The 18664-nt window shown below is 65.7% G+C and carries 17 protein-coding genes; 10 read left to right on the plus strand and 7 right to left on the minus strand.

All coding sequences use genetic code 11. The annotated features are described in order from the left end of the window. Positions 1 to 10: 10 nt before the first annotated feature. A complete protein-coding gene (locus tag ACFSM0_RS02290; RefSeq protein WP_377386544.1) occupies positions 11 to 3457 on the minus strand; it encodes an Ig-like domain-containing protein in 3447 nt (1148 codons plus the stop codon). Positions 3458 to 3610: 153 nt separating this feature from the next. Then, positions 3611 to 4057, minus strand: a complete 447-nt coding sequence (locus tag ACFSM0_RS02295; RefSeq protein WP_377386547.1) for an NUDIX hydrolase — start codon at positions 4055 to 4057, stop codon at positions 3611 to 3613. Positions 4058 to 4150: 93 nt separating this feature from the next. Here ACFSM0_RS02295 and hslO point away from each other — a divergent pair, with 93 nt between their 5' ends. From hslO to ACFSM0_RS02325, 6 genes are all read left to right on the plus strand, one after another. Beyond that, entirely contained in the window at positions 4151 to 5167 is a 1017-nt protein-coding gene (hslO, locus tag ACFSM0_RS02300; protein WP_377386550.1) for an Hsp33 family molecular chaperone HslO, read from the plus strand. Beyond that, on the plus strand, positions 5160 to 5753 hold the full coding sequence (locus tag ACFSM0_RS02305; RefSeq protein ID WP_377386553.1) for a CoA pyrophosphatase: 594 nt from the start codon (positions 5160 to 5162) through the stop codon (positions 5751 to 5753). The genes hslO and ACFSM0_RS02305 overlap by 8 nt, the downstream gene beginning before the upstream one ends. Further along, a complete protein-coding gene (locus ACFSM0_RS02310; RefSeq protein ID WP_377386556.1) occupies positions 5750 to 6904 on the plus strand; it encodes a CCA tRNA nucleotidyltransferase in 1155 nt (384 codons plus the stop codon). The genes ACFSM0_RS02305 and ACFSM0_RS02310 overlap by 4 nt, the downstream gene beginning before the upstream one ends. A 75-nt stretch (positions 6905 to 6979) precedes the next feature. After that, positions 6980 to 8833 (plus strand): ABC transporter ATP-binding protein, encoded by a 1854-nt coding sequence (locus ACFSM0_RS02315; protein WP_377386559.1) that lies wholly within the window; start codon positions 6980 to 6982, stop codon positions 8831 to 8833. A gap of 49 nt (positions 8834 to 8882) precedes the next feature. After that, positions 8883 to 10106, plus strand: coding sequence for a class I SAM-dependent RNA methyltransferase (locus tag ACFSM0_RS02320; RefSeq protein WP_377386562.1), 1224 nt, complete (start codon positions 8883 to 8885; stop codon positions 10104 to 10106). A 57-nt stretch (positions 10107 to 10163) separates the two neighbouring features. After that, positions 10164 to 10667: a L,D-transpeptidase family protein gene (locus tag ACFSM0_RS02325; RefSeq protein WP_377386565.1), complete on the plus strand. Its 504-nt coding sequence runs from the start codon at positions 10164 to 10166 to the stop codon at positions 10665 to 10667. Between the two features lie 57 nt (positions 10668 to 10724). Here ACFSM0_RS02325 and dalA read toward each other — a convergent pair whose 3' ends face one another. Next, positions 10725 to 11237 carry a divisome-associated lipoprotein DalA gene (gene dalA / locus ACFSM0_RS02330; RefSeq protein ID WP_377386568.1) on the minus strand — a complete coding sequence of 171 codons (513 nt, stop codon included), beginning with the start codon at positions 11235 to 11237 and terminating at the stop codon, positions 10725 to 10727. Positions 11238 to 11474: 237 nt separating this feature from the next. Here dalA and ACFSM0_RS02335 point away from each other — a divergent pair, with 237 nt between their 5' ends. Beyond that, a complete protein-coding gene (locus ACFSM0_RS02335; RefSeq protein ID WP_377386571.1) occupies positions 11475 to 12083 on the plus strand; it encodes a L,D-transpeptidase in 609 nt (202 codons plus the stop codon). Here ACFSM0_RS02335 and ACFSM0_RS02340 read toward each other — a convergent pair. The 3 genes from ACFSM0_RS02340 to hemH all read right to left on the minus strand — a co-directional run bounded on the left by ACFSM0_RS02340 (position 12080) and on the right by hemH (position 14840). Then, entirely contained in the window at positions 12080 to 13030 is a 951-nt protein-coding gene (locus ACFSM0_RS02340; protein ID WP_377386573.1) for a phosphatidate cytidylyltransferase, read from the minus strand. The genes ACFSM0_RS02335 and ACFSM0_RS02340 overlap by 4 nt on opposite strands. Then, complete coding sequence (locus ACFSM0_RS02345; protein WP_377386576.1) at positions 13027 to 13686, minus strand: lysophospholipid acyltransferase family protein; 660 nt, start codon at positions 13684 to 13686, stop codon at positions 13027 to 13029. The genes ACFSM0_RS02340 and ACFSM0_RS02345 overlap by 4 nt, the downstream gene beginning before the upstream one ends. 95 nt (positions 13687 to 13781) lie before the next feature. Further along, positions 13782 to 14840, minus strand: a complete 1059-nt coding sequence (hemH, locus tag ACFSM0_RS02350; RefSeq protein ID WP_377386579.1) for a ferrochelatase — start codon at positions 14838 to 14840, stop codon at positions 13782 to 13784. A 113-nt stretch (positions 14841 to 14953) separates the two neighbouring features. Between hemH and otsB the strand changes: the two genes are divergently transcribed. Then, complete coding sequence (gene otsB / locus ACFSM0_RS02355) at positions 14954 to 15706, plus strand: trehalose-phosphatase (RefSeq protein WP_377386582.1); 753 nt, start codon at positions 14954 to 14956, stop codon at positions 15704 to 15706. After that, on the plus strand, positions 15694 to 17040 hold the full coding sequence (locus ACFSM0_RS02360) for an alpha,alpha-trehalose-phosphate synthase (UDP-forming) (protein WP_377386585.1): 1347 nt from the start codon (positions 15694 to 15696) through the stop codon (positions 17038 to 17040). The genes otsB and ACFSM0_RS02360 overlap by 13 nt, the downstream gene beginning before the upstream one ends. Here the strand turns inward: ACFSM0_RS02360 and ACFSM0_RS02365 are convergent, their stop codons facing one another. Beyond that, the gene (locus tag ACFSM0_RS02365; protein WP_377386587.1) at positions 17041 to 17871 is read right to left on the minus strand and encodes a methyltransferase domain-containing protein; all 831 of its coding nucleotides are present in this window, start codon (positions 17869 to 17871) and stop codon (positions 17041 to 17043) included. It abuts the gene before it with no gap. On the opposite strand from ACFSM0_RS02365, the gene ACFSM0_RS02370 reads away from it, so the two are divergent. After that, complete coding sequence (locus tag ACFSM0_RS02370) at positions 17870 to 18643, plus strand: ComF family protein (protein ID WP_377386590.1); 774 nt, start codon at positions 17870 to 17872, stop codon at positions 18641 to 18643. The genes ACFSM0_RS02365 and ACFSM0_RS02370 overlap by 2 nt on opposite strands. The last annotated feature ends 21 nt before the right edge of the window (positions 18644 to 18664 follow it).

The following is an 18664-nucleotide window of genomic DNA, read 5'->3' on the forward strand; positions in this document are numbered from 1 at the left end:
GTCAGCCCCTTCAGATCGTCAGGTTCGTGATGTCGTTGTCGAGGATCAGCGTCGCGCCCTCGGTGCCCAGCGTGTAGATGCTGTAGCTCTCGCCACCGATCACGGTATCCATGCCGCTGTCATGGGCGCCAAGCGCCGTGACATGGTCTTGCGAGTCGCCCGAAACCACGAGGCTATGATCGGCGCCGGTAAGCTGCATCAACTGCGTCTCGGTGATCGTGAGCTGAGCCTGCGGCGCGAAGTTCAGGTCGATCGAGCCGAAGTCGAACTCGCTCAGCCCGGCGCGAGACAGGTCCACAACCGGCGCCGCGGTGTTGTCCACCACCAGCAGCGTCGAGGTTTCGTTGCCCGCGACATCATGATCGGTCACCACCAGATAGGAGCCGTTCGGCACCGTCTCGTAGAAATCATAGGTGGCGTATCCGACCTTGCTGTTGATCGCGACATCATTGTCGATCTGGGAGACAGCCCCCGCGGCATTGACCGCCGAGATATCGTAGATGCTTTCCCCCACATCGGTGCGGATCCCCAAAAGCGCCCCCGCATCCCGGGTGAAGGCGGTGATATCAGGGCTGTCGGGCGCCTGCAGGTCATAGGCGAAGCTGCCGGAGGCGGTATCGCTGTTGCCCGCCTGATCGACCGCGGTGATGTCGTAATCCATCTTCCCAGAGGTGCCGACAAGGTCACTGGTGTCGAAGGTGACAGACCAAAGCCCGCTCGCCCCGGCGGTGACCGCTGCCACCGCGCCGCTTGCCAGCGCCACCGTGACGGTTGCCCCCGGCTCGACAGTGCCGTTGATGGTGAACCCGTTTTCGGCTTCCTGGCCGTTGACGATGTTGTCGGGCGTGACCGAGGTGGCCGGCACGAAATTCGTCACCACAGGGTCGAAATCGACCGTGCTCGTCTGCGTCGCCGTGTTGCCATAGGCATCGGTGGCCGTCACCTTCAGCTTGACGTTATCCGTCTCGACCGAGGGCAGTTGCGCGGCCGGGATCGTCGCGCTCCAGGTTCCGTCCCCTGCCACGGTGGCAGCGATCGCCGCCCCCGAGGCCAGTTGCACCATCACCGTCGAGCCCGGTTCCACCGTGCCGGTGACAAGCAGCCCCGCATTGCCTTCGAGCGAGCTGACCACATCATCCGCCACCAGCGCATTCGGCGTCGGTGTGGTGTGGGTGAGGTTTTGCACCTCGGTGTCGATCAGCACCGCATCGGTCGCCGTGGCGGTGTTGCCGTAAATATCGGTCGTCGTTGCCGTCGCGGTGGACAGCCGGGTTCCGGTGCCGATCTCGCTTGTGGCAAAGCTCGCCGTCCAGGTGCCATCCGCAGCCGCTGTCACGGTATCGGAGCCGCCCTCGAAGTCGACCACGACCGTCGCGCCCGCTTCGGCGGTGCCGGTCAGCACCACGCCGGCATTGCGCTCGGCGGCGTTGATCACGTCATTGCCGACTTCCGGGTCATCAAAGGCCACCGCGGTTTCGGTGTCAAAGGTGACATCTTCCGTGGCCGTGGCCGTGTTTCCGGCGGCATCGGTCGCGGTGACCGTCGCCGTATGCGTGCCGGTGGTGAGCGCCACATCCGTGAGCGTCACGCTCCAGTTGCCATCGGCATCGGGCGTGGCGTTGTAATTCACCCCGCCAAGCTCCAGCACCACGGAGGTCGTGCCCGGCTCGGAAGTCCCCGACAGCACAAAGCCCGCCTTCGCCTCAGCCGCACTGACCACGTCATCACTTGTGACTGCGGCGCCGTCAAAGGCCACCGACGCCTCGGTATCGACCACCAACTTATCGGTGATCGTGGTAACGTTGCCGAGCGGATCGGTCGCCGTGACCGTCATCTCTTCGCTATACTGGCCGGGCGGAAGCTGGTCGGTCGTGAACGTCACGCTCCAGTTTCCGTTCGCGTCCACCGTGGTGGATTGCGTCTCGCCCGCCACCTCAACGGTGATTGACGCACCAGCCTCCCCCGTGCCGCTGACGCTGATCCCGTCTTGATATTCCGCAAGGTTCTCAACATCGCCGGTCGATTCCGCACCGGCGGTGATGTCCACCTCGGGCGGCGTCATGTCGATGATGAAATCGGGGCCGTCGAGTTCATAGGGCGTGCCATCGGGCGCGGCCACATTGACCGTCGAGCTCATGTTGCCGTCAGAGGGGAAATTCGCCCCTTCAAACGTGACCGACCACAGCCCGTCAGTACCAACAGTGGTTTCGAGCGTCTTGTCGCCAAGCGTCACCGTCACCTTGGAGCCGGTTTCGCCGGTGCCGGAAACGGTCGCCGAGGGGTCAACGGTGTTCGTGGTCAGAGTGTAAAGCGCATCGGGATGATCGACGGTCGGCACGATCGTCTGGCCACCACCGCCACCGCCGGTGTCATCGCCACCGCCGCCGGTGTCATCGCCACCGCCGCCGGTATCATCGCCGCCGCCGCCGGTGTCATCGCCGCCGCCGCCGGTGTCATCGCCGCCGCCGCCGGTATCATCGCCACCGCCGCCGGTGTCATCGCCGCCGCCGCCGGTATCATCACCGCCGCCGCCGGTATCATCGCCGCCGCCGCCCGTGTCATCACCGCCGCCGCCGGTGTCATCGCCACCGCCGCCGGTATCATCGCCGCCGCCGCCGGTATCATCGCCGCCGCCGCCGGTATCATCGCCGCCGCCGCCGGTGTCATCGCCGCCGCCGCCCGTGTCATCGCCGCCGCCGCCGGTATCGTCGCCACCGCCGCCGGTATCATCGCCGCCGCCGCCCGTGTCATCGCCGCCGCCGCCAGTGTCATCACCACCGCCGCCGGTATCATCACCACCGCCGCCGGTGTCATCACCGCCGCCGCCCGTGTCATCGCCACCGCCGCCGGTGTCATCACCGCCGCCGCCCGTGTCATCGCCACCGCCGCCGGTATCATCGCCACCGCCGCCCGTGTCATCACCGCCGCCGCCGGTGTCTGTGTCGCTGCCACCATCGCCGTCGCCACCGCCGACGAGACCAACGCCGACCAGACCAGCCGCCAAGCCGAGCGGCCCAAGACCCGCCAACGGCGCAAACATGGCCATGCCCGTGGTGTCGTCCCCACCCGGCGACAAGATGTCTTCGCCCTGAAGGAACGCCAGCTGGTCGTTCGGGCTCCATTTGCCGATCACTTCCACATTGCCATAATCGGCATAGAGAACGCCGTTGCCGCCATTCTCCAGAACCACCGGCGTCAATTCGCCATCCGACGAAATATAGAGATGGCCTCCGGCCTCGTAGTATCCCGAAAGGGTGATCGTGCGCCCATCGACAAGAACGATCTGAAGATCGTCGCCATCGCGCAGATATTTGAGGATGCTGGTCCGTCTCAGATTGAGGGAGATATCGTCTCCCGCGCCAACTTGAATGAAATCGCTTGCGCCGTCTCCGGCCACAACACCACGCGTCACACCGCCCGTAAAATCACGGACGGCAAAGTCAACAGACTTCACCATGATACTACTCCGCCTCGAAATTTCCTGGCTCTTGCGGCCAGATATGCTGCTTTGTTAATAATTAGCTCAAGTTGTAAGCGGAAACTAGCTGTAAGTTGTAAAACACCCTCAATGTGAGCTTGCAACAGCAAAACTGTGTGGATTTTGCCTGTGTCAAGCAACGATTCGGCGCATCACTTGCGCCATAAAAAATCTATCGCCTAGGTTCGCTAACCTTTCGATAGACTCTGGCCCACTCAACCAATGGGCTACGTGGCCCGGCTCGGTCGGCTCTCCGAGCCGAAGCACCGGACGGGCAAGGTAGATATGGCAGATTTTCTCTGCCCAAAGGTCATAGTCGGGCATGTAGGTGAAGCGGCGATAGGCCCCGAGCCGCCGCGGATTGGTGATCCGCCAGCCGGTTTCCTCGACCACTTCACGGTAAAGCGCGGCGAGCGGGCCCTCTCCGGGATCGATGCCGCCCCCCGGCAACTGGTATTCGGGCCGAGGTTCGGATTGATGCGTGAGCAGAAACCGGTCGCCCCGCACCAGCACCGCATAGGCCCCCGGACGCGCCTTGTAGCGCTGCCCCGGCACCAGTCTTTCCCCAAACCGCCGCATTTTCGACCTCCGACCCCTTGGGGGAACGGTTGCCCCCACCATATTGGCACGGTATGGCAGCCCGAGGGCTGCGCGAAAACCCCCAGGATTCTTATGACCAAGCTTACCGATATCACCTGGGACGACACCGTCCTGCCGTTCCAGCTTGACCGCTCCGACGTGCGCGGCCGCATCGCGCGGCTCGATGGCGTGCTCGAAGACGTGCTGCGCCAGCACGACTACCCCGCCATCGTCGAGGGTCTGGTCGCGGAAATCGCGATCCTGACCGCGCTGATCGGGCAAACCATGAAACTGCGCTGGAAGCTCTCGCTTCAGGTGCGCGGCAAGGGGCCGATCCGCATCCTTGCCACCGATTACTATGCCCCCGCCGCGGAGGGGGCGCCCGCCCGCATTCGTGCCTGGGCGAGTTATGACGCCGAGCGGCTCGATGAGGCCGCCGCAGACCCTTTCGCTGAAATCGGCGAGGGCTATTTTGCCGTGCTGATCGATCAGGGCGAGGGCACGCTGCCCTATCAGGGGTTGACCCCGCTCGATGGCGGCGCGCTCGCACGCTGCGCCGAAACCTATTTTGCGCAATCCGAGCAATTGCCGACCCGGTTCCAGCTCGCCTTTGGCCGCTCGACCGAGCCGGGGCAGGCGGAGCGCTGGCGCGCGGGCGGCGTGATGCTGCAGATGATGCCCGCAAGCCCGGTGGCCGCGCGCGAGGGATCGGGCGCCGGTGGGCTTTTGCGCCACTCCGACATTCTCGCGGGCGAGGCGGACGAAAACTGGTCCCGCGCCAATGTGCTGCTGGACACGGTCGAAGAGATGGAACTCACCGGCCCCTCGGTCGGGCTGACAAACCTGCTCGTGCGGCTCTTCAACGAGGAAGTGCCCCGCGTCTTCGACCCGCAGAAGGTTCAGTTCGGCTGCACCTGTTCGGAAGAGCGCGTGCGCACCAGCCTGTCGATCTACTCGGCAAAAGACATCAAGCACATGACCACGCCCGAGGGCACGGTGACTGCCGATTGCCAGTTCTGCGGGGCGCATTACGTGTTCGACCCGCTCTCGCTTGGCTTCGAGGCGGTGAAAAACCCGGACGGCACGCCGAAAGAGGCGGGTGATGCCTGAGGCCTTCGCCCCGCTCCTTGCCGCGCTTGCAAGGCCGGGGCGGCCCTCGTCAGATTACGACCTCAATCCCGGCACGGTGCTGCCGGAAAATCGGGTGCTGCGGCCCGCGGGCGTGCTCGTTGCCTTTGAGGAGACCGAGGCGGGGCTCCGGCTTTACCTGACCAAGCGCGCCTCGCATCTGCGCCATCATCCGGGGCAGATCGCCTTTCCGGGCGGCAAGGTCGATCCGGGTGACGCCGGCCCCGTCGCCGCGGCTTTGCGCGAGGCGGAGGAAGAGATCGGCCTGCCGCGCACCGCCGTGCAGGTTCTCGGCACAGTCGAGCCGCACGAGACGGTGACAGGCTTCATGGTCACACCGGTCATCGCGCGGCTCACGGCCTCGTTCACCCCGCGCCCCGAGGCGGGCGAGGTGGACGAAATCTTCACCGTGCCGTTTTCACACCTCACCCCCGCAAGCTTCCGCGTCGAGGCGCGGCGCTGGCGCGGGGGCATGCGCTCTTATTACGTCGCGCCCTATGGTCCCTATTACATCTGGGGCGCCACCGCGCGGATATTGCGCGGGCTCACCGATCGGCTCGGCCCATGAAGCTTTCCGCCGAGTGGCTCTACGCAGATCATGTCCAGCGGGTGCTGGCGCTTCTGGAAACGGGGGGGCATCAGGCGCTTCTGGTGGGGGGCTGCGTGCGCAATGCGGCTCTGTTGCAGCCTGTTTCCGATATCGACATTGCCACCGATGCCCGCCCCGAGCGGGTGCTGGCGCTGGCGAAAGCCGCCGGCGTGAAGGCCGTGCCCACCGGTATTGAGCATGGCACGGTGACGCTCGTGGTCGACCATCGGCCCCATGAGGTCACCACTTTCCGCCGCGATGTCGAAACCTTCGGGCGGCGCGCCACGGTCGCCTTTTCCACCGATCTTGCAGAAGATGCGGCGCGGCGCGATTTCACCATGAATGCGCTTTATGCCAGCGCCGATGGCACCGTGCTTGACCCGCTTGGCGAAGGGCTGGCCGACCTTCACGCCCGTCATCTGCGCTTTGTGGGCGCGCCTGAGGCACGCATCACCGAAGACTATCTGCGCATCTTGCGGTTCTTCCGCTTCACCGCATGGTATGGCGACCCGAACCTTGGCATGGATGCCGAGGGGCTGGCCGCCTGCGCGGCCCATTCCGCCCAAATAGAGACGCTTTCGCGCGAACGGATCGGCCATGAGATGCGCAAGCTTCTCGCCGCGCCAGACCCGGCCCCTGCGGTGGCCGCGATGGCCGCGAGCGGCGTGCTGGCGCAGGTCATCCCCGGCGCCGAGGCAACGGCGCTTGCCCCCCTCGTTCATCTTGAAGCCGGGCTCGCCCCCGAGCCGATCCGCCGTCTGGCCTGCCTCGGCGGCACGGAGGTGGCGGAACGGTTGCGGCTCTCCAAACCCGAGACAAAACGGCTCACCGCGATCCGCGCAGCGCTGGGCGAAACGATGGAAGCCGCCGAACTCGGCTATCGCTACGGCGCAGAGGGCGCGCGCGATGCGCTGCTGATCCGCGCCGCGATGCTTGGAGAAGAACGACCCTCATCGGGCCTGAACAGGGTCTTGTTCGGCGCGGCGCAACGCTTCCCCATCACCGCGGCGGACCTGATGCCCGGCCTTGAGGGCCCGGCCCTCGGCGCGCGGCTCAAAGAACTTGAGGCGCGCTGGATCGCCTCCGGGTTCACGCTCACGCGGGACGCGCTTCTCCGCGACGGGGCGTGAGGCGGGGGGTGAGACGGGGCGTGCGCTTTCCCTTTCCCGGCGCGCGCCTATATGGTGGCGGCGAAAGGAATCCCGATGATCAACGCCTTCACCCCCGCCGAGGGGCCGCCGCCCCAGCGCCTTCTTGCCTTCCTGCGCTGGTGCCTGCGCGGCGCCTGGCCCGCCGTGGCCATTGCCGGTGTCTTTTCGGCCCTTGCCGGCACGATGGAGGTGGGCGCGGCCTGGCTTCTGGGCCTTGTCATCGACTCGATCGTCGGCGCAGATCCCACCACCTTCGTCAGCCAGCATCTGTGGCTGCTTTTGGCCTTTGTGGTCTTTTATCTGGTGATCCGCCCGGCCTCCTTTGCGGCCTCGACATGGTCATCAAACATGCTGGTGGCGCCAAACCTGATGCCGCAGGTGCTCTCGCGGCTGCACCGCTGGACAATGGGGCATGCGGTCACCTTTTTTGACAATGATTTCGCGGGCCGGATCGCGCAAAAGCAGATGCAGACCGCGCGCGCCGTCACCGATGTGGTGACAGAGGTCATCAGCACGGTGTTCTTCGCGCTTGCCTCGATCATCGGCTCGGTCTTCCTCCTGGCCGGGATCGACATTTTCGGCGCGCTGGCGCTTGGCGTCTGGCTGGTGCTCTATCTGCTCCTGATCCGCTCGTTCCTGCCCTATGTGCGCGGCCGCTCCAAGGCGCGCGCCTCTGCCCGCGCAATGGTGACAGGTCAGGTTGTCGACACCATCACCAACATCAAGACGGTGAAGCTTTTTGCCCATGCGAGCCACGAAGATCAGGCGGCGCTGGGCGCGATGCAGGGCTTCCGCACGGCAACCCAGAACTTTGGGGTAACAACAACCTGGTATCGGGCGAGCCAGATCACCTTTTCCGGGCTTTTGCCGATCTTGCTGGTCGGCGGCGCAATCTTGATGTGGCGGCGCGGCGAGGCCACGGCAGGCGACATCGCCGCCGCGGGCGCGGTGGCGATGCGCATCACGCAAATGTCGGGCTGGGTCTCGCAGGCGCTGATGGCACTCTGGTCGAACATCGGCGAGGTCGAAGACGGGATGCGCACGCTCACCCCCGCGCATGAGATCACCGACGCCCCCGGCGCGCGCACGCTTGAGCGGATCAAGGGCGCAATCCATTTCGACCATGTGAGCTTTGCCTATGGCCGCGGGCGCGGCGGCATCGAAGCGATCGACCTGAAGATCGCACCGGGCGAGCGGATCGGCATCGTCGGCGCCTCGGGCGCGGGCAAATCGACCCTCGTGGCGCTTCTGTTGCGGCTCTATGACACCGAAAAGGGCGCGGTCCGGCTTGATGGCACCGACCTGCGCGCGGTCACGCAGGAGAGCCTGCGCCGCCAGATCGGCATGGTCACGCAGGAAACCGCGATGTTCAACCGCTCGGCACGCGAGAACATCCTTTATGGCCGCCCGGATGCGACCGAGGAAGAGATGATCGCCGCGGCGAAGGCGGCAGAGGCGCATGAGTTCATCCTCGGGCTGAGCGATCACAAGGGCCGGCGCGGCTATGATGCGGCTCTGGGCGAGCGCGGCGTGAAGCTCTCTGGCGGGCAGCGGCAGCGGATCGCGCTGGCGCGGGCGTTCCTGAAGAACGCGCCCATTCTGGTGCTCGACGAGGCCACCTCGGCGCTCGACAGCGAGGTCGAGGCGCAAATTCAGGCCGCGCTGCGGCGCGTGATGGAGGGCAAGACCGTGCTTGCCATCGCGCACCGGCTCTCCACCATTGCCGAGATGGACCGGATCGTTGTGCTCGACAGCGGGCGGATCGTCGAAGAGGGCTCGCATGCCGAGCTTCTGGCGGCGCAGGGCCTTTACGCGCGCTACTGGAACCGGCAGTCGGGTGGCTTCATCGGCACCGATGAAGACGAGGGCGGCGGCGAAGAGGCCGAGACAACCGAGGCCGCGCAATAGGCTTGGCGCAGGGCAGAGCTTGCGGTAAGGGGGCCGAAACGGAGGCCCCATGCCGATCACCATCGACCGTCTGTCCATTCTCGCCGATGGCATTGCCGAAACGCCCACGGGCCGGCTTCATGTGGCCATGGCGCTGCCGGGAGAAACGGTGGAGGGCGAGATCGAGGCGGGCCGGATCGCGGCGCCGCGCATCCTGAGCCCCGCGCCCGAGCGGGTAAAAGCGCCCTGCCCGCATTACCGCGCCTGCGGCGGCTGTGTGCTGCAACATGCCTCGGACGGCTTCGTGGAACGCTGGAAGGCCGAGGTTGTGGAAAACGCACTCGCCGCGCGCGGCATCGCGGCAACGGTCTGCCGCGTCGAGACCTCGCCCGCCTTCTCGCGCCGTCGCGCGGGCCTTTCGGGGCGGCGCACGAAAAAGGGCGCGCTCGTCGGCTTTCATGCGCGCGCCTCCGATACGGTGGTCGAAGTGCCGGGCTGCCGGGTTTTGCGCCCTGCCCTGATCGCCGCGCTGCCCGCCGTGACCGAAGCGACCTTGCTCGGAGCCTCCCGCAAGGGCGAGATCGCTTTTGCGCTGACACTCTCCGAGGCCGGGGTGGAGGTTGCCGCAACAGGCGGCAAGGAGATGGAGCCGGCGCTTTTTCAAAGCTTGGCCGCGCTGGCGCAGGCGCATGACCTTGCCCGGCTGAGCTGGAACGGCGAGACCATCGCCGCCCGCCGCCCGGCCCTGCAGAGCTTCGGCCCGGCCCAGGTCACGCCACCGCCGGGCGCGTTCTTGCAGGCCACCGCCGAGGGCGAGGCGGCGCTCGTCGCATTTGTGCTCCGCGCAACGGAAGGGGCCGCCCGGATTGCCGATCTTTTCGCCGGATGCGGCACCTTTTCGCTGCCGCTTGCGCGCGGTGCAGAGGTGCACGCGGTTGAGGGAGAGGCGGAGATGCTGGCCGCGCTCGACCGCGGCTGGCGGGGGGCTCCGGGCTTGAAAAAGGTCACCCACGCAGCGCGCGACCTGTTTCGCCGCCCGCTCCTGCCCGACGAGATCGACCGATTCGACGCGCTGGTGCTCGACCCGCCGCGCGCGGGCGCCGAAGCGCAGGTGGCCGAGATCGCCGCCTCAAAACTGACGCGCCTTGCCTATGTTTCGTGCAACCCCGTCACCTTCGCACGGGATGCCGAGAGGCTGATCGGCGCCGGTTTTGTGCTCGAAGAGCTGATCGTCGTCGATCAGTTCCGCTGGTCTGCACATATCGAGCTTGCGGCACGATTCGTGCGCGCTTAGAGCTTCGCTGCCGGCAGCTCCTCTGCTAGGCTGACAAAAAACGAATACAGGCAGATCATGCAGCGTCGTACCGTCTTTCTGGGGCTCTCGAGCCTCGCCCTTCTGGCCGCCTGCGGCGGCGATTCCGGCAAGTTTCGCCTCTATAGCGGGCCGCGCGTCACGCAGATTCAGGTGTTCAAGGCGAAACGCCGGATGTTCCTGTTTTCCGGCAACAAGGTGATCAAACGCTACAAGATCGGCCTTGGCGGCAACCCGGTCGGCGCCAAGCATTTCGAGGGCGATGGCAAGACCCCGGAAGGGCTTTACTACATCAACCGGCGCAACCCGAAGTCGGCCTATCACCTCTCGCTCGGGGTCTCCTACCCGAACGCCGAGGATATCGCCTTTGCGAAGGCGCAGGGGCACCCCCCCGGCGGCGACATCATGATTCACGGTCGCGCCGGCAAGAACGACCCGAAGAAGCGCGACTGGACCGCAGGCTGCATCGCGGTCAAGGACAGCGAGATCGAGGAAATCTATTCCATGATCACGCTCGGCACGCCGATCTACATCTTCCCCTGACAGCAAAAGGCCCCGGTCAATGCCGGGGCCTTTGTGTATCTTAGGCCTGGTGCGGGGTTATTCCCCGGAGACCATCGTCCACCAGATCTTGCCCGAGGGTTCCTGGAACCAGCCAAAGCCCATTTGCGTGGCCGAGGGGTTGAGGATCACATCGCGGGTATCGGCAAGTGCCATCCACGCCGAGAGGGTTTCGGTTTCGGTCTCGTAGGTCTCGGAGATGTTCTCGCCGAGGAACTTGCCGGTGAACCCGGCCTGACGCGCGCGATCAACGGGGGAAGAGCCGTCCGAACCCCAGTGCCAGGGCCGGTTCTGCGCCGCCATGTCGCGCGAATGGCGTTCTGCCGCGGCATTGAGCGCGGGGCTGAGCACCACCGGCGCCGTGCCGCGCGCGCCGCGCAGCGCATTGACCGCTTCGAGAACCCGAACCGGGATCTCCTGCGCATCACGGCCAGAAATCTTGTAAAGCTGCGGCAAGGGCTGGCCATCCGGGCCGATTTGCGGATCGGTGCCCGACACACAGGCGGAAAGCGTCAGGCCCAGGGCCAGCAGCAGGAATTTGGCGCGGATCATCATTGTCCCCCGGGCGTCGCGGTCGCGGAGCGCCGGCAACGGGCACCCCATCCGGGCGCCATACACTGCGCCCGCCTGCCGCGCAAACCCACAGTTGCGTGAAAGCGAGCAATGACGCCGGTTTGATTTGCACCTGCGGCTCAGTCGCAATATGGGAACGGGCTGACAGCCGGTTTACGGGTGGTCGGGCGTAACGCCCCTCACCTTCAGGGCCACCGGCACGAACGGAGTTTTCTCATGACGGATGCGCGCAAGATGCTCGACCGCCGCTCGTTTCTTGGATCTGCCGCGCTCGCGGGCGTTTCGCTGGCAGCGCCGGCGGTGTTTGCGCAGACCCCCGATGCCGGGATGACGCAGCAGGAAGAGACCGCAAACACCAACATGCGGCGCAATATCTCGAGCTTCCGCGAGCTCGACTGGAAGCCCTATTTTTCGAACACGACAAACGGCGCGATTCTCGTCGACACGATTTCGCGCGCGCTGCATTACTGGTCCGAGGATCAGTCGATCTACCGGCTTTACCCGACCTCCGTCCCGGTCTCCGACGAGCTCACCCGCCGCGGCCGCACCGAGGTGATCCGCAAGGTCAAGAACCCGACCTGGTCGCCCACGCCCTCGATGAAGCAACGCAACCCCGACTGGCCCGATTTCGTGGCCGCCGGGCCGGACAACCCGCTCGGCACCCGCGCGCTTTATCTGAGCTGGCAGTATTACCGCATCCACGGCACCCATGACACGCGCAAGATCGGGCGCAAGTCATCGAACGGCTGCATCGGGCTTTTCAACCAGCATATCGAAGAGCTGTTCGAGCTGGCCAAGGTCGGCACGCAGGTGGTGTTGATCTAACCCTGCCAAAAGAGCCGCGTCAGGTGAAAGAACACCGGCGCGGCAAAAACCACCGAGTCGAGCCGGTCGAGGAAGCCGCCGTGCCCCTCGATCACATGGCCCCATTCGCGCACGCCACGGTCGCGCTTGATCGCCCCCATCACCAGCCCGCCGAAAAAGCCGAGCGCCGAGATCAGCGCGGCCATCGCAAGGGCCTCAAGCGGGCGGAACGGGGTGAGCCAGGCGAGCGCCATGCCGATGGCCGAGGCGGCGAGCACGCCAAAGCCAAAGCCCTCCCATGTTTTTGTGTGCGAGACCCGTGGCGCAACCTGGTGGCGGCCGAACATCTTGTCGGCGAAATAGCGCAGCACATCGCCCGATTGCACGACAATCAGCAAGAAGATGATCAGGAGCACCGTGTCGCCGCCGTAGCCCGGGATCGTGAGCGTCAGCAGCGCGGGAACATGGCTCACGCAGTAAACGGCAACCATCAATGCCCATTGCGTTTCCGCCACGCGGCTGAGGAATTGCGCCGTTTCGGCGCGCAACACCGTCAGGATCGGCAGGCCGAGGAAGGCATAGACCGGAATGAAGAGCGCAAAGACGCCCGTCCAGCCCGCCCAGAGCGCAAGATATTGCACCGGCAGCACGAGGAAGAACGCGGCGGCAAGCGCGGCGTGATCGGCGCGCGCGCGATGCGTGAGGGTGAGAAATTCGCGCAACGCGCTGAAAGAGGCGAAGACAAACAGCAAAAACACCGCGCCGCGCCCGATCAGGAAGGCGAGCGAGAGCACGATGATCATCAGCCACCAGCCGTCGATCCGGGCGTTGAGCGTGGCAATGACCGGGTTGCGCCCCTCCGGGTCAAACCGCGCGCGCAGCCCCTGCCCCACGGCGGAGGCCAGCGCCAGAAGCGCGAAGAGCGCCGCAAAAATGGCGATGAGGTTGAGCGAGGTTTCCGGGCTCATGCGGCCTCCTTGGGCGCCAGCGCCAGAAGCGCCGCCCGGGCGCGCGCCATGAACGCCTCTTTCGGCTCCTCGGGGGCGGGCCGCATCGGCGCACCAAAGCCAACGGTACAGAGGATCGGCACGGGAATGAGCGCGCCGCGCGGCAGCACGGCGTTGAGGTTATGGATCCAGACCGGCACCAGCTCCAGTTCGGGGCGCGCCTGCCCGAGGTGGAAGATGCCGGGCCGCATGTCCAGCAACAGCTCCGCGCTCTCATTGCGCCGCCCCTCGGGGAAAATGATCAGCGAAGCGCCCGCGTCGACCGCCGCCATCATCTGCTCGACCGGGTTTTGCGTGCGGTGCGCGCGCAGCCGCTCGATCAAAAGCACCCGAAACACATCGCGCCCCATGAAACGGCGCAGCCGGTTCTTCAACCAGTAATCGGCAGCCGCCACGGGCCGGGTGCGGGCGCGGATCTCGGGCGGCAGCACCGCCCAGATCAGCACCGCATCGGCATTGGAACAATGGTTGGCAAAATAGACCCGTTGCGGCCCCGGCGGCAGTTCGACCGCGTAAAGCGCCTGCGGCGCGGTGAGAAACCGCACAAGGACCGAGATTGCCCCGGCGGTGGCGTGCGCGGCAACATGCCGCAGCCCGGATGAGAGCGCCTGTCGCACCTTTTCTCCCCTGCTGCCGCTTTCCGTGGCGGAAGCCTAGCCGAGGGGGGCGATTAAGCAAGCGCCAAAGCCGCGACCGGAGAGGAGGGCCGGTGTCAGCAGATCCAGCCGCAGAGGTTTTCTGCCACCACTTCCATCAGCGCGGTGATATGGGCGTCGTCATCGTTGAGGCAGGGCACATAGGTGAAATGCTCGCCCCCCGCATGTTCAAACGCCTCGCGGATCTCGCCGTTGATCTCTTCGAGCGTCTCGATGCAATCCGCCGAGAAGGCGGGAGAAATGACGGCGATGTTCTTTTTGCCAGCCTCGGCCAGCTTCACCACATGCTCGACCGTGTAGGGCCGCAACCATTCCTCACGCCCGAACACCGACTGGAAGGTGGTGTCGATCGCATCCTTGTCCCAGCCCAGCCGCTCACGCAAAAGCCGCGAGGTTTTCTGGCACTGGCAATGGTAGGGGTCGCCCTCGCGATGGTAGCGGCTCGGCATGCCGTGATAGGAGGCGACAAGCACATCGGGGCGTGTCTCGAGCGTGGCATAGACCCGCTCCACCGATTGCGCCAAAGCATCAATATAAGAGGGTTTGGCGAAATATTCGGGGGCGGTGCGCGCGGCAGGCTGGCGTTTGAGGCTCATCAGCGCACGGAAGAACTGGTCATTCGCCGTGGCCGAGGTGGCGCCCGCATATTGCGGATAGAGCGGGAAGAACAAGATTCGCTCACACCCCTGCGCCACCATCTCGTTGACGACATCATGGGTCGAGGGGTTGCCGTAGCGCATGCAAAAATCAACGATCACGTTGCCCGCGCCATAGCGTTGATCCACCGCGGCGCGCAGCTTTGTCACCTGCTGGCGGGTGATCGTCATCAAGGGGCTCTCGTCAAGCTCCTCGTTCCAGATCGTGCGGTAATTCTCGCCCGAGGTGAAGGGGCGCTTTGACAGGATGATCAGTTGCAGCAGCGGCTGCCACTTCCATTGCGGAATGTCGATCACCCGCGCATCCGAGAGGAATTCGTTCAGATACCGCCGCATCGACCAGTAATCGGTCGCGTCGGGGGTGCCGAGGTTGGCAAACAGCACGCCGATCCGCGCCGCGGGCACCGCGGGGTGATCGGCGGGAGCATGGGCAAGGCGCGCGGGCCGCTCTTCTGTCATCTCACTTCCTGTCGTCACTCCGATGAAACCAGACCCGGACTTAATGGGTTTATGGCTCAGGTCAATGCCGCCTTTCAAATGTGTCGCGCCTCGCCTAAGCTCGGAGCATGCCGATGAGAGACCCGTTCGGAGCTACGGAAGCTCCGCCCGCCCTCGATACTGCGCAAGATGCGCTGTTTCTGGATTTTGACGGCTGTCTGGTCGAGATCGCGCCCCGACCGGATGCGATCTGCGTTCCCGACCGGCTTGGCCTGGGGCTGGCCGCTCTGGCCGCAAGGCTCGATGGCGCGCTGGCAATCGTTTCGGGCCGGTCCCTGCGCGAGCTTGAACATTATCTCGCCGGGTTCGACGGGCCGATGGTGGGCAGCCATGGCGCCGAATCGCGCGGGCTTGGAGAGGCCCCGCTGCGCCCCGAGGGCCTGTTGGCGCTGCAAGCCGAGCTTGCGGAATTTGCCGCACAAAAGGGGCTGCTTTATGAGCCCAAATCTCTTGGGGCGGGGCTGCACTTCCGCGCCCGGCCCGAGCTTCAGGCGGAAACCGAGGCTTTTGCGGCACGCGCGGCGCTGCGCTTTCCGGGGTTTGAGGTGCAGCTTGCCAAGATGGCGGTAGAGCTGCGCCCGCGCGGCGCCTCCAAGGATGGCGCGCTGGCCCGGCTCACCCGCCGCGCCCCGTTTGCCGGGCGCCGCCCGGTTTATGCGGGCGACGATGTGACCGACGAGCCCGCCCTCGCCTGGGCCGAGGCGCATGGGGGCTACGGCGTGAAGGTGGGCCCGGGCGACACCGCCGCCAGCTACCGCCTTGGCGCACCAGATCAGGTGCGCGCCTGGCTTGCGCGCCCGCTCGGGGAGGATGCATGGGACGTTTGATCTGTCTTTCAAACCGGATCCCGACCGGGGCGAGCCCTTCGGGCGGGCTGGTCGTGGCGCTTGGCGATGCGCTGGAGCAGGCCGGCGGCATCTGGATCGGCACCTCGGGGGAGCTTTGCGACGCGCCCTCCGATGCGCTGCGCGAGATCGAGGGCGGCCCATTTCGGCGGCTCTGCTTCGATCTGACCGAGGAAGAGCAGCAAAACTATTACGCGGGCTATGCCAATTCGGTGCTTTGGCCGCTGTTTCATGGCCGCACCGATCTGATGGACATCCATCAGGAATATCTTGCCGCCTACAAGCGGGTGAACCGGCGGTTGGCGCGGATGCTGGTGCCGATGCTTGAGCCAGAAGACCGGATCTGGGTGCATGACTTCCACCTGCTCGCGCTGGCCTATGAACTGCGCGTGATGGGTGTCACGAACCGGATCGGCTTTTTCCTGCACACGCCCTTTCCGGGGCCGCTCGCAATGCAGGCCCTGCCCAATGGCCGCGAAATTTGCCAGTGGCTCGCCGGATTCGACCTGATCGGCCTTCAGGCCGAGCGCGATGTGCGCGCCTGCCTCGCCTCGATGGTCGAGATCGGCGAGGCGATCGACCTTGGCTCGGGCTATCTGCACCTCGGGCAACGGCAAAGCCGGGTCGCCGCCTTCCCGATCGCGATCAATGCGCGCGAATTCATGGACCTTGCCGAGGAGCAGTTCCAGAAACTCCCCGAAGGCATCGTCAAGACGCGGCGACGCCTGATGATCGGCGTCGACCGGCTCGATTATTCCAAGGGCGTGCCGCAGCGCTTCCGCGCCTTTGGCGAGTTTCTCTCGCGCCACGAGGAATGGCACCGGCATGTTTCGCTGTTGCAGATCTCCCCGCCCACCCGCGAGGGGGTGCAGGCCTATGACCAGATCCGCGAGGAGACGGAGCACCTTTCGGGCCAGATCAACGGCACCTTTGCCGACATTCAATGGGCGCCAATCCGGTTCATCAACCGCGCGATCCCGCGCGAGGTGCTGGCGGGGCTTTACCGTGCCGCCCATGTCGGGCTGGTGACGCCGCTCATGGACGGGATGAACCTCGTGGCGAAAGAGTTCATCGCCGCGCAAAACCCCGAAGACCCGGGCGTTCTGGTGCTGTCACAATTTGCGGGCGCGGCAGAGCAGATGGGGCAGGCGCTGATCGTCAATCCGCATGACACCGAACAGATGGCCACGGCGATCCTGACCGCGCTCGCGATGTCTCAATCCGAGCGGCGGGAGCGGTATCAAGCCCTGATCGAGGTGTTGCTGACGCAAGACGTGCGTTGGTGGTCGGAGAATTTCCTGCGCGAACTCGGCTAGTTACGGCTTCTCGCCGGCCGGGATCTCGCAACTGCCCAGCGCCTCGGCCAGCCGCGCCTGTGCGGAGCCGGGGCGCAGCGGTTTTTGCTGGCTTTCATGCGGCTTCCAGCCGGTGAGCCAGACCATGTCGAAGCTTGCCCGCACCCGACCATCGGGCTCGGAGAAATGCGCAATGTAATGGCTGAGCGCCTCGGCCATCACGCTGCGGCGGGTGAAATGGCGCAGCCGGTCGGAGAGCGCATTCGCCTCTCCCATCGCGCGCAAATCGGCCAGAAGCCGCAGCGGATCGGCATAGGTGACCTTGCGCAACACGCTGTCAGCCACGGGCAGCGCGAGCCCTGCACGGCTCAGAAGCCCGCCCAGATCGCGGATCTCGCCCATCGGCAGCACCCGCGGCGAGAGCCCGCCGGTCACGGCCACCTCGGCCTCGGCGAGGGCCGCGCGCAGCTCCGACAGCGTCTGGCCACCGAACAGCACCGCAATGAACAGGCCATCGGGCGCCAGCGCGCGGGCCGCCTGCACGATCTGGCCCACCGGGTCTTCGGCCCAATGCAGGCACATCGCATGCACGACGAGATCATGCGCGCCGGGCGCGAGGTCGAGCACCTCGGTATCGGCCACAACCTTCGCGCCGGGCACAACAGCGGCCCAAGGCTCGGGAAAAGCGGTTACAAGCGCGGGCGACGTAAACGCTTTATTAACCTCGTTCAGCCTCTCATGAAGCTCTTCGGCGGCGTCCTCATGGAGGAACAGCGCCGGCTCGCGCCGTCTGGCCCGGGCCCGGTTGCGCAGGAGCGCGTCGCGATCTGTGAGTTTGTGCGAGGTATTCATGGTTGAGACAGACGATAAGGCGCTTCGCGCCCGGATGCCAGACGGCTTGCGCCGCTCGCTCGAAGCGGTGCTGCACACCGTCTTTCCGCCCCGATGTATCTGTTGCGGCGAGGCCGTCAGCTCAGATTTCGGCCTGTGCGGCCCGTGCTGGCGCGAGGCGCATTTCATCACCGGTTGCGCCTGCGATGCCTGCGGGGCGCCCCTGCCCGGCACCGACGGCGAAGTGGTGCTGTGCGACGAATGCCTGACCGCGCCGCGGCCATGGGTGCGCGGACGCGCCGCCTTTTTATATGCCGGCACCGGGCGCCAGCTCGTGCTCGCCTTCAAATATGCGGATCGGCTCGACCTCGTGCAGCCTTTGGGCGACATGCTCGCCCGCACCGCCGCCCCGTTGATTGCGCCCGGCATGGTGGTGGCGCCGGTGCCGCTGCACCGGCTCCGGCTCGTCAAGCGGATGTATAATCAATCCGCCCTTCTGGCACAGAACACCGCGCGACGGCTGCGGCTTCCCTGCCTGCCTGATCTGTTCGAACGCAAGCGCGCCACACTGAGCCAGGAGGGGCTCAGCCGCGCCGCGCGAGAGGCAAACCTCGCCGGTGCGATCCGGCTGCGGCCGAAATATGCCGCAAAGATCCGCGGGCGCCCGCTGCTCATCATTGATGATGTGATGACCTCCGGCGCGACGCTTGCCGCCTGTGCCGAGGCCGCGCTTGCTGCCGGCGCATCGCAGGTTTCGGTTGCCGTGCTGGCCCGCGTTGCGAAGGACGGATGAACACCTTAGTTTGAGGGCAAC

The sequence above is a fragment of the Rhodobacter lacus genome (assembly GCF_042683065.1).
Classification (GTDB): Bacteria; Pseudomonadota; Alphaproteobacteria; order Rhodobacterales; family Rhodobacteraceae; genus Rhodobacter; species Rhodobacter lacus.